General features: G+C 46.4%; 3 protein-coding genes and 1 pseudogene. 1 reads left to right on the plus strand and 3 read right to left on the minus strand.

Annotated features, from left to right (window positions below):
• Positions 1-172: 172 nt before the first annotated feature.
• The gene (locus NDI35_RS26085) at positions 173-6202 is read left to right on the plus strand and encodes a response regulator (RefSeq protein WP_445315261.1); all 6030 of its coding nucleotides are present in this window, start codon (positions 173-175) and stop codon (positions 6200-6202) included.
• Between the two features lie 318 nt (positions 6203-6520).
• Here NDI35_RS26085 and NDI35_RS26090 read toward each other — a convergent pair whose 3' ends face one another.
• From NDI35_RS26090 to NDI35_RS26100, 3 genes and pseudogenes are all read right to left on the minus strand, one after another.
• The gene (locus NDI35_RS26090; RefSeq protein WP_445315262.1) at positions 6521-10378 is read right to left on the minus strand and encodes a GAF domain-containing protein; all 3858 of its coding nucleotides are present in this window, start codon (positions 10376-10378) and stop codon (positions 6521-6523) included.
• A gap of 563 nt (positions 10379-10941) precedes the next feature.
• On the minus strand, positions 10942-12321 hold the full coding sequence (psbC, locus tag NDI35_RS26095) for a photosystem II reaction center protein CP43 (RefSeq protein WP_445315263.1): 1380 nt from the start codon (positions 12319-12321) through the stop codon (positions 10942-10944).
• A 156-nt stretch (positions 12322-12477) separates the two neighbouring features.
• Positions 12478-12657: pseudogene (locus NDI35_RS26100) on the minus strand (photosystem II D2 protein (photosystem q(a) protein)); the annotation flags it as partial.

The following is a 12657-nucleotide window of genomic DNA, read 5'->3' on the forward strand; positions in this document are numbered from 1 at the left end:
GAGCGAAATATCAAGTCCTGCATGAGTAAGCCTTGATTGCTGCTTGAAAGCTTAAATAATCGGCGGTGCGATATTCATAGAAACAAACTGTCAGGTAAATAACAGATCGGCTCTATGGCGCTTTTTTTATCGGAATCAGATCGTATTCAGCAACTAGCGATTCTAGAAGTTTATGGGAGGGTCTAGCTCAGTGCGTGATAAAAGATGGTTAGGTGCGATCGCCCTTCTCACTGTTGCGGGTTTTCTGGGCAACTATTTCAGTGTGTCTCTTTTATTTGGAGTTGATTTCCTCTTTGGCAGTATTGCAATACTGATTATTGCTTACTATTTCGGGTGGGGCTGGGGAGGATTGGCTGGTCTAATAGCAGGCAGCTATACTTATTTCCTTTGGAATCATCCATACGCCACGATTATTTTGGTAATTGAAGCTCTGTTTGTAGGGTTTCTTTGCAAGAAGCGCAAACATCCGAACCTCCTTTTATTCGATGGGATTTACTGGTTCTTAATTGGAATGCCCCTCGTTTGGCTTTTCTACGGTCAAATGATGCACATGGACGCGAATCAGGTCATCCTCGTGATGTGCAAACAAGCAGCCAACGGCATTTTTAATGCCTTAGTGGCCAGCTTAATCATTTCGTATGCGCCGATTTATCGGTGGGTTACTCATTCAAAAAATTTCGCCCTCTCTTTACAACAAACTATTTTTCATCTGTTGGTTGCTTTTGTCTTTTTTCCCGGACTGCTCCTATTGGTTATTGATGGTAGATCCTTTCTTGGTCACATCCAAACGACGGTGCAAACGGAGTTACAAACAAACGCAAAAACTCTCACTAGCGCAATATCTAGATGGCATCAGCGACATCTCTTAGCTTTGAATACATTAGCTGAAACATCGCTCACGCCTGAAGAATCAACTGCTGCTAATACAGCAATTAAATCATCCGATAAGCTACAAGAAAACATTAGTCTGATCGAGCAGTTGTTGCCAGATTTCGACAAAATTTATGTAACCGATTCATCGGGAATAATTTTAGCTGATTCTTCTCCTTTTAATCAAACCCGTCGGCGGTTTATCGAAGAAAGCACGGAACATAAATCTCTCATTACCCTGGCTCAAGAGCGATCCAGACCTTGGATGACTTCTATCCACAAAGATTTATTAATGGACGAACCTCATGTAGGATTGAATGTACCCCTGCAAGTTCAAGGTCGTTTTCTTGGGGTGATCCACGGTTCATTAGAATTGAGCAAGCTCAAATCTCTCTACATTTTCCAGAGGAACGATCGGCAATTACACATTACATTGCTCGATGAAAACAACCGAGTCATTGCGAGTAATCAATCCGACGAAAAGCTTTTGACCAGGGTTCAGGAGTCAAAGAACGGCAGCACTCGCACCTTAGAGGGAACCTTGCAGCAGTGGCTTCCTAGCAAGGGCAATCCGATGACCCGTTGGAAAAACTCTCTGTATATACAGGAATTTACAATTAACTCCGATCTGGACTGGAGATTACGTTTAGAAATTCCAGCCTCTCCCTATGTAGAAAATTTACAAAATCGCTACAAGGCTGACTTGATTATTCTACTCGTCATCACAATGTTGGCATTTTTGTTTGCAACGCTGGTTAGCGAACGACTTGTCAAGCCATTATCCTATTTAGCTGGTGCGACTGCTGACTTACCCAACAAGCTTTCAGAAGAAACATTTGAATGGAAACATAGTTCTGTTACTGAAATCAATGAGCTTGCTCGCAATTTTCAATTGATGGCGATCGCACTCAATCAAAAGTTTAGGGAGATTACACAGGCCAACGCCACATTAGAACAGCGGGTTCAAGAACGAACGCAAAAATTATCCAGAATCAATCGATCTCTCAAAGGGGAAATTCAGAGACGTAAACAAGCCGAAGCTGAACTAAGAACAAGAGAGGCAGCGATACGAGCTTTATATGAAGTTACTTCTACCCAAAATCTCAATTTTGAGCAGCGCATCCAAGCGTTGATTGACATGGGATGTCAGAATTTTGGGCTTGAAAGTGGCATCTTGGCTCGCGTGCAAGATAATCGTTATGAGGTGATGGTTGCGCGATCGCCCGATGGAGCCCTGAAACCAGGTGATGCCCTTGATATTAAGCAAACTTTGTGCTGTCAAGCTTTAGACACAAATGAACCCCTAACCATCCAACATACAGGCACCTCAAAATGGCGTTACCATCCTGCCTATCTTGCCTTTGGCATAGAAGCTTATATTGGAACACGAGTGTTAGTTGCAGGCAAAGTCTACAGTACCCTCAGCTTTTCTAGTAAATCTCCCCGTGCAGACAACTTTAAATCTGCCCATGTGGAATTACTGAAGCTGATGGCTCAATGGATTGGTAGTGAAATTGAACGGCATGAGGCAGAAGTCGCTCTGGAAGCGAGTGAAGAGCGGTGGGAACTCGCCCTACGTGGTAGTAATGATGGGGTATGGGATTGGAACGTCAACACCAATGAAGTATTCTTCTCCGCTCGCTGGAAAGAGATGTTGGGCTACGAAGACCATGAAATCCCTAATCACCTGGATGAATGGAGCAAGCGGGTGCATCCCAATGATCTCGATTGGGTGATGCAAGTAATTCAAGATCACTTTGAGGGCAAAACTCCGTTTTATATTACAGAACATCGATTGCTTTGCAAGGATGGGAGCTACAAATGGATTTTAACTCGAGGGCAAGCGCTTTTGGATGAAGCAGGCAAAGTTGTCCGTATGACTGGTTCTCACAGCGATATTACCAACCGCAAAAAGTTGGAGCAGGAAATTCAAGCCAGAGAGCAATTATTGAATGCTTTCTTTAACGGAGCTTCCCTAGCAGGGGTGGGGCTGTGTATCCACGATCGGCAGTTTAGATTTTTACAAATCAATGAGGCACTAGCTGAAATTAATGGCCACCCTGTAGAGGAGCACTTAGTTAAGACAACCGATGATATTTTGGGGGAATTTGCTCCTGGCGTGAATGCACTGTTACAACAGGTTTTAACGACTGGACAACCTTCCATCAGCTTGGAAATGAGCTCAGAAGTATCCAGTCCAACGGATGCCAAGCGCTACTGGCTCGTTTCTCACTTTCCCATTTTCCAGGATGCAGACCAGCCTATAGCGGTGGGTTGCATTCTAATTGAAATTAGCGATCGCAAACGCGCCGAAGCGGAACTGCAACAAATGAGTGCAGCGCTAGAAAATGCTGTGGCAGGCATTTCTCGGCTCGACCCTCAAGGGCGCTATGTCTCTATTAACGAAACTTATGCTGCCATCTGCGGATATCAGCCAGAGGAAATGCTAGGGATGGAATGGCAAAAAACTGTTCATCCTGAAGATGTTGGAAGGATGGTGGCTGCTTATCAGCAAATGTTGAGAGACGGCAGAGTCGAACTAGAAGCTAGGGGGATGCGAAAAAATGGCTCTATGTTCTATAAACAAGTGGTGATGGTCTCTGCTTATGATGAGCAAAATGTCTGTGTGGGGCATCACTGCTTCATGAAGGATATTAGCGATCGCAAGCAGGCAGAAGAAGCACTACAACGACAATTGGAAAAAGCCCTACTGCTGAAGCAAATTACCCAAGAAATTCGTCAAAGCCTCAATGCTCAGCAGATATTTGAAACGGCTGCTATTCAGATTGGGCAAACTTTTGGGGTCAGTCGCTGCTTAATTCGCACATACCTGGAAAATCCACAGCCTCAGTTTCCTGTCGTTGCAGAGTATCTAGCATCCGGATCGGCCCCCAGCGGGGAGCATGACATTCTGGCCGCGAGTCCTGCTTATACAAAACAGTTGATGGCTCAAGATGAAGCGATCGCCTCCCGGGATGTCTATTGCGATTCATTGCTCACCTGTGATCATTCAATTTGTACCAGTCTCAAATTGAGATCGATATTAGCAGTGCGAACCTCTTACCAAGGAGAACCGAATGGTGCTATTTGTTTGCACCAGTGCGATCGCTACCGTAGTTGGACTCCCGATCAAGTGGAGTTGCTAGAATCCGTCGCGACTCAAGTAGGAATTGCTCTGGCTCAAGCCAAATTACTAGAGCAAGAAACTCGACAACGAGAAGAATTAACTCTGAAAAACTGTGCCCTGGAGCAAACTAGACGAGAAGCAGAAGCTGCGAACCGAGCCAAAAGTGAATTTCTGGCGATGATGAGCCATGAAATTCGCACTCCCATGAATGCGGTTATTGGCATGACGGGACTGCTGCTCGATACAGAACTCAAGGCTCAACAGCGAGACTTTATCGAGACGATTCGCAATAGTGGGGATGCGCTTCTGAGCATCATCAACGACATCCTTGACTTCTCCAAAATTGAGTCGGGCAAGTTAGAGCTAGAAAAGCATCCCTTGAGCTTGAGAGATTGCATAGAAGGTGCGATCGATCAACTTGCAGTTAAAGCAGATGAGAAGAAGATTGAGTTGGGCTACCTGATCCAGCCTCAGACTCCTAAGTTGATTTTGGGTGATGTCACCCGTCTGCGTCAGATTCTAGTTAACTTGCTCAACAATGCGATTAAGTTTACTGAAACTGGGGAAGTTACCATTTCCGTGGAAGCCTCTCTAGTTGATTCTGACAAAACGATTTCTGAGTCAGGTAACTTGTCAGAAAGCTTGTATGAAATTCAGTTTGCCATTCAAGACACAGGCATTGGTATTCCAGCCAACCGGCTCGATCGACTGTTCAAGTCTTTTAGTCAAGTAGATGCTTCGACGACTCGCCAGTATGGAGGGACTGGTTTAGGTCTGGCGATTAGTAGGCGACTTAGTGAAATGATGAACGGCATGATGTGGGTTGAGACCAGAGGTCACGTCGGAGGAACCCCTTCACCAAAATGGCAAGCCGCTAAGCTTAATCGAGTCACAATGGGTTCTACCTTCTACTTCACCATTGTGGCATCCGCTGTTGCTACTGAGTTAGCGGAACCGATGGAAATGGTACCAGAACTATCTGGCAAGCGTTTATTAATCGTGGATGACCAGCCCACTAACCGACAAATTCTGACCTTGCAAGCAGAGAGTTGGGGGATGCAGAGTCTGGCTGCCCAATCGGGTGTGGAAGCGCTCAACTGGCTTGAGAGTGGAGAAACCTTTGATGTGGCTATTTTAGATATGCAAATGCCACAAATGGACGGCCTCACACTCGCCTCAGCCATCCACCAGCATCCTAAGTGCCACCGTTTACCCCTAGTGTTGCTGACTTCAATGGGCTACCCAGAAGCGAGTTCTTCAGCGCTCTCCACCCACTTTGCGGCTTTTTTAACCAAACCCATCAAACAATCCCAGCTCTATCAAATACTGATCCATGTGCTACAAGCTCAACCGAAAAAAGTTCAACAACAACTTCCTAAATCTGTTCAGGATGATATAAAACTGGCCCAGAGACTTCCACTGCGAATTCTTTTAGCAGAAGATCATTTGGTGAATCAGAAGGTGGCACTGCTGCTGTTAGAGCGTTTGGGATACCGGGCCGATGTTGCTGCCAATGGATTAGAAGTCTTGGAAGCCTTGCACCGCCAGCCTTATGATGTAGTGCTGATGGATGTACAAATGCCAGAGATGGATGGACTAGAAGCTAGCCGTCGTATTTGCCAGGAGTGGCCTGCTCATGCTCGTCCCTGGATTATTGCCATGACGGCAAATGCTATGCAGGGCGATCGCCAAGTTTGTCTTGATGCTGGCATGAATGACTATATCAGTAAACCAATTCGAGTAGATGCTCTCATCCAAGCGCTGAGTCAGTGTCCACCCAACCCCGAACCGCAGCAGGCCCAAAAGGAGGAATCAGATAGCAAGAAGCCAGAAATTGATGTACCAGCGGTCAACCTCACAGAACTGCAAGCCTTCTGTAGCAGCATCGATGAAGATTCAACCCAGATTTTGAGCTTGCTGGCGAACTGCTACTTGGAGGAATCTTTAAAGTTGCTACAAGCTATGAAAGTAGCGATCGCCCAAGCGGATACTCAAACCCTAAACCGAGTGGCTCATACCCTCAAAGGCAGTAGTGCGAATCTAAGCGCGGCTCCTCTGGCCCAGCTTTGTGCCACGCTAGAAGTTATGAGTACATCTGGTGAACTCGATCGAGCCTCAAGCCTTTTGGCTCAAATCGAGGTTGAGTACGATCGTGTCAAGAATACTCTCCAACAAGAACTACAAAAGAGCGAAACTAATCTATGAAACCCAATTAAATAGGCATCTTTTGGCATCAGGAATTAGGCAACTGTCACACGCGATGCCGCAAGGCGGCTATGCGATCGCATACGCACGATAAAGCCTGATTCCAAATCTGTTAGCATCGGAATTATTCATATATCTCTTCTTTTAATCTGCGTGAATCTGCGTTTATCCCTTGTCATCTGCGGTTCATAAATTCTCTTTTTTTAACCGCAGAGGAGGGCAGATTAACAAAGATTAACGCAGATTAATTATATCAATTATGATTGCTGTGTCCGTGATTGTTGAGTGTTGACTGTTGGCGGGATTTTACAATACTCTCTAATGAGTAATGACTGCTGGCTGCTGTCGAAGCGGAATCTCGATCACAAACTCAGTACCCTTCCCCAATTCCGAATTGCATTTTAAAACGCCACCGTGTTTCTCTACCACAATTTGGTAACTAATTGACAGTCCCAATCCTGTACCTTTCCCCACCGACTTAGTGGTAAAAAAAGGGTCAAATATGCGTTTTCTCATAGATTCCGAAATTCCCGTGCCGTTGTCAGAAATCCGAATCACCGCGCTAGGAACAGTATCATTAAGTTGACCGATAGCAGTAGAGATTTTAATTTGAGGAGTTACAGATTGACCCGCGAGCAACTTGTGCGATTCCAAAGCATCGATCGCATTCCCAATTACATTCATAAATACCTGATTCAACTGTCCCGCATAACACTCGACTAGAGGCAAAATGCCGTATTCTTTAACTAGCACAATGTTGCCACTGTCCGCATTAGATTTCAGCCTGTGCTGTAAAATTAACAGCGTGCTGTCAATGCCCTCGTGAATATCAACCGCCTTCATTTGACTTTCGTCAAGACGAGAGAAATTCCTTAACGACAGAACTATTTGCCGGATGCGATCGGCTCCAACCTTCATTGAGGATAGCAATTTTGGCAAATCTTCTAGCAGAAATTCTAAGTCAATATCTTCACTCAATTTGTCTATTTCAGGACTAGAATCGGGATATTGCTGCTGGTAAAGTTCCAGCAAACTCAGTAAGCTAGCAGTATATTCACTAGCGTGATTGAGATTGCCGTAAATAAAATTAACCGGATTGTTAATTTCGTGAGCAATCCCGGCTACCAGTTGCCCCAAACCCGACATTTTTTCAGTTTGAATCAATTGAGCTTGAGTGTGCTGCAAATCCTTTAAACTTTGAGCGATTTGTTCTGCTTGGCGTCTGGTTTGAGCTAGCAAATCAGCTTGTTGGATAGCTACGCCTAATTGATTAGCAATCTGAGCTAAAAAGTTAACTTCTGAACTTTTCCAACTGCGGGTTCCCGAATGTTGATACGCTGTCAGCAAACCCCAAAGTTCTTGTCCTACAAAAATCGGCGCGATCGCATAAGCCTTCACTTGGAATTGTTCTAAAATACCCACAACACACTCCGAGTGGCAAACTTGATAGATATCGTCAACGGCTAGAGTTTCATTATTGACATATCTGCCGCCTCGGTTTTCCTGCAAATAAGTATCTTGCCAAACGGTACTGAGACCTTCCCCTACCAATTTTATCCAGCCATCTTTCACAAACTCTGCCACATAATGGCCGCTCCAATCAGGATAAAATTGATAGACAGCAATTCTATCAACTTGCATAAACTGACAAACTTCTTGGGTTGCTGTCTTAAAAATTGCTTTGATATCGAGAGATTCTCGAATCTTGGCCACCACTTCAAACAGTATCCGCTTTTGCTCGGCTGCCCACTGCAAATCGATAGTTTGCTGCCGCGTTTTAGCAAGCAAATCGGCTTGTTCTAATGCTACGCTCAACTGAGTTCCTACTTGCGTAGCAAACTGGATTTCCGAACTGTTCCAATTGCGGGAACTGCCGCACTGGTGCACGCACAGCAAGCCCCAAAGTTCGCTGCCATTCATCAGTGGTATAATCACCTGAGATCTAATTTGAAATTGAGCTAAAATAGCAGCGTGGCAGTCTGAGAGTCCCGCAGTTTCGAGATCGGGCAGCACTTGAATGCGTCCCTGGCTGTATTTATTTGCATAGTTTTCTCCAAAACAATGATCGCGAATTTTCACATACATTGCTGAAGGAAAATCTGGCAAAACATCTTCGGTAATAAATTCGCCTTCATTAAACTTAGAACTCGGATCGAAGCGATAAACGCCCACTCTATCAGCCTTTAAAATCCGTCGCAATTCTGTAGTTGTCGTGCTAAAAATTGTATCTAAATCGAGAGATTGTCGAATCTTAGCAACTACCTCAAACAGTATTCTCTCCTGCTCTGCTGCCCGCTGCAACTCAACTGCTTGCTGCTGAGTTTGAGCGAGCAAATCTGCTTGTTCTAAAGCGATGCTGAGCTGAGCGGAAATTTGGGTAGCAAACTTAATTTCGGAAGATTCCCAGTGGCGGGGAGCCGAACATTGGTGTACGCAGAGCAACCCCCAAAGGTCTTTGCCTTTCATCACCGGTGCAACTAAACTAGCTTTGACCTGAAATTGCTCTAATAGTTGCTCATAGCAATCTTGCAGTCCCGCCTGTCTAATGTCGGACATTGTGTGAACTCGTCCCTGAGAGTAGAGATTGGCGTACTTTTCTCCAAAACAGCGATCGTTCACTTTGACTGCCATTGCTGACCGAAAATCTGGCAAAACATCTTCGGAAACAAATTCGCCGTCGTTAAATTCTGATGCGGAATCGAAGCGGTAAACTGCTACTCTATCGACATTTAAAGCCCGTCGCACTTCCTGGGACATCGTGCTAAAAATTTTGTTCAAGTCGAGGGATTTCCGCATTTTTGCCACGACTTCAAACAGCACTCGCTGCTGTTGGGTCAACTGCTGTAGTTGAGCGGTGCGCTTTTGAACTTGATTTTCTAAATTTGTATTAAGTTCTTCTATTTGTTGATCGAGTTGGTAGTGGTTAATAGCATTAGAAAAGTGCGTGCCAAAAATTTGGAACAATTCAATTTCTTCAGTTTTCCATCCGCGAATTTGGGCAGTTTTTGACTCTTTCCACGCTTCAAAAGATATCCGAGATTGGGCGAGCCGCCCGTCACTATCAAACTGTCTAGCCCAGAGAGTTTCGGTGTCAAATTCTTCTCGAAAAATGGTCAAGTAACCGAATATTTGCTGGCGGGTTCTGAGCGGTACGATTAAAATGCTGCGAATTTTGGTCGATCGAAATGCAGGTTGCAGGCTTCTCAAACTGCTAATTTGGTACAAGTCTGGAATTGCCCAAACCTGTTGCTCGCCGGATTTAAAATATTCGTGCCAGACGCTGTATTGCTCAACCTGCGGGTATTTTGCGGAAATTCCCATCTTCGGCCCTGAGCCGCAAGTGTAGACTGTGAGTTCGCCAGTGGAGTTATCCGAATAGGGAACTAAATTCGTAACCTTGCTGCTTTCGGAAATGAATGGCGTGGCGAAAATGCACAGCCTGCCGCCGGCTGCATCTAGTGCTGCTACCGATTCTGCCAAAGCTGTTTGGAGTTCAATCGCCGGCTGGGAGTTAAGGGCTGTGGCCACGCGGTTGACGGCAGCTTCCCGTTGAGCTTTCGCCCTCGCTTGGGCGAGGAGGGTTGATTGGGCTATGGCGACGCCGAGCTGATCTGCCACCATCTGAACGCCTTGAAGTTCGTTTTCTCCCACACTCCGGGACTCGGAGTGGTGAGATACCAACAATCCCCACAATTCTTCGCCGTGAAAAATTGGTACTACCAAGCAAGCCTTGACGCCCAGTGCAGTCAAGTATTCAGCGTGGCAGGGGTCAACCGCACGAAACCGCATTTCGTCGGGCAGCAGTTGGCCGGAAACTGCCTCGCGGCGCGGACTTTGGCCTAGCTGCCCGGAATCTATATCAACGATCGATCGCACCTGTACTTGGGCGAACAGTTCGCGGGCGTGAGGCGGAATATCGTCTGCTGGAAAATGCAGACCCAATAGGGATGGCAAGCGGTTGTCGTTAATTGATTCGGCAATCACTTCACCGCTACCGTCACTATGAAATTTGTAGATTTTTACTCGGTCTGTTCCCAAGAAGGATTGAACTTCCGCTGCTGTTGCGCTCAGAATTTCGGGTAGTTCTAGAGAGCGGCGAATGCGGTTGGCGATGCGTTCGAGCAAATTTGCTCGATCGAACCTCACCTTAACATTTTCGATCTTTAATGAGTCCATTATTAATCTTTTGCTTTCCTAGCAATAACAGTAAGCGGCCCAAAAGTTTTGTGCCTGTGAAAAAATTCGGCAAGCACAGCTATTTAATAAAATATAAATATCCTGATGGCGATCGTCGATTAGTTTTGCACCTGTAGCGATCTGCCTTAAAATTGCAACTTTCCATTGCAACTTTCCATTGTGTGGGATTAAAACTTTTGTACTTTAAATATAAACTTTGTAGAGCCTGCCTTGCAAGCTCTTTACCCCAACGGATTAAAATTGTCAAGTTTCAAGACTTGTAGAGTCATTCACCGCCACCGATGAAGGTCGCACCGAAATATCTCAGTCTTGGATGCAAAAGCTCGCTGAGGAAGGATCTGACGGAAAGAAACAGCATAATTCAACAGGTTAACTCAGAAACCGGGTTTCTACCTCTAGGATTGTATCTGCTGCTAGGGGATCGGAGAACAGTCGATCGACAATCCGCAGCTTTTTCCAGATATTGGAGCAAAAAAAAGCTCCTGCCGTTAAGCAGGAGCCTTTTTCGATTAGACAATCAAATCAGAAATAAGTTCGATCGATTAGTCTAAATTAGGCATAGCCAGCACTGGTTCATTTTCGCGATCGATACCCTTCTCAAAGCCAGCGACAGCCGCGCGAGCGCGACCAGCGTGCCACAAGTGGCCGACCAAGAAGAAGAAACCCATCACAAAGTGGAAACAGGCCAGCCAAGAACGAGGAGAAGTGAAGTTAAACGAGTTAACTTCAGTCGCCACACCGCCCACAGAGTTCAAAGAACCCAAAGGAGCGTGAGTCATGTACTCAGCCGCGCGGCGAGCTTGCCAAGGCTGAATGTCATTCTTGATTTTGTTCAAATCCAAACCGTTAGTACCGCGCAAGGGTTCCAACCAAGGGCCTTGGAAATCCCAGAAACGCATCGTTTCACCGCCGAAAATGATTTCGCCAGTAGGAGAGCGCATCAGGTATTTACCCAGACCGGTGGGGCCTTGTGCAGAACCGACGTTAGCACCCAAGCGTTGGTCGCGGATCAGGAAGGTCAAAGCTTGCGCTTGAGAAGCTTCCGGGCCCGTCGGGCCGTAGAATTCGCTGGGGTAAGCAGTGTTGTTGAACCAGACAAAGCAGCAAGCGATGAAGCCCATCAGGGACAAAGCGCCCAAGCTGTAAGACAGGTAAGCTTCACCAGACCAGATTAAGGCGCGGCGAGCCCAGCCGAAAGGCTTGGTCAAAATGTGCCAAACACCGCCAGCGATACAAATCAGGCCAACCCAGATGTGACCGCCGATGATGTCTTCCATGTTGTTGACGCTGACAATCCAGCCTTCGCCACCAAAAGGAGAGCGAGTCAAGTAGCCAAAAATCACAGCCGGGTTCAGAGTGGGGTTCGTGATAATACGCACGTCACCGCCGCCCGGAGCCCAAGTGTCATAGACACCGCCGAAGAACATGGCCTTAGCTACCAGCAGCAGAGCGCCGCATCCCAACAGAATCAGGTGGTAGCCGATGATATTGGTCATCTGGTTCTTATCTTTCCAGTCGTAGCCGAAGAACGAAGAGTATTCTTCGAGAACTTCCGGGCCGCGAACGGCGTGATAAATGCCGCCCAAACCGAGAACAGCAGATGAAATCAAGTGAAGAACGCCGACTACGAAGAACGGGAAGATATCCGTAACTTCACCGCCAGGGCCGACGCCCCAACCCAAAGTAGCGATGTGGGGCATCAAGATTAAGCCCTGTTCGTACATGGGCTTTTCTGGGATAAAGTGAGCGACTTCAAACAAAGTCATTGCACCGGCCCAGAAAACGATCAAGCCAGAGTGAGCGACGTGGGCGCCCAGCAGTTTGCCGGAGAGATTGATCAAACGAGCGTTGCCAGACCACCAAGCGAACCCGGAGGATTCTTGGTCGCGACCGCTTGCGTAGGAATTAGAGAGCGTTACCACCCGGTAGAACCTCCAACGATTTTAGATTTTGGATTTTGGGTTTTTTTGTTCCCTAGTAGGGCACGGTATCACCGCGCCTGCGCCGGGGAATAGGGATTTGGATTTCAGATTAATTTAAAAAAACTAAATTAATCTGAAATCCAAATCCTGATTTTTTTAAAGTGCGTTACCGCGAGGCAGAACTTCTTCAGGGAAGATGAAGTTTTCGTGGGGTTGGTCCGTAGGAGCCATCCAAGCACGAATGCCTTCGTTAAGCAGAATGTTCTTAGTGTAGAACGTTTCAAACTCAGGATCTTCAGCAGCGCGCAATTCTTGGGATACGAAGTCATAGGCGCG

It is taken from the genome of Microcoleus vaginatus FACHB-2002 (genome assembly GCF_040004035.1).
In the GTDB taxonomy this organism is placed as follows: domain Bacteria; phylum Cyanobacteriota; class Cyanobacteriia; order Cyanobacteriales; family Microcoleaceae; genus Microcoleus; species Microcoleus vaginatus_C.

What these genes read in the sequence shown, in the direction of transcription:
- NDI35_RS26085 (WP_445315261.1), top strand. Translation starts at nt 173, where the DNA reads ATGGGAGGGTCTAGCTCAGTGCGTGATAAAAGATGGTTAGGTGCGATC.
- NDI35_RS26090 (WP_445315262.1), bottom strand. Translation starts at nt 10,378, where the DNA reads ATGGACTCATTAAAGATCGAAAATGTTAAGGTGAGGTTCGATCGAGCA.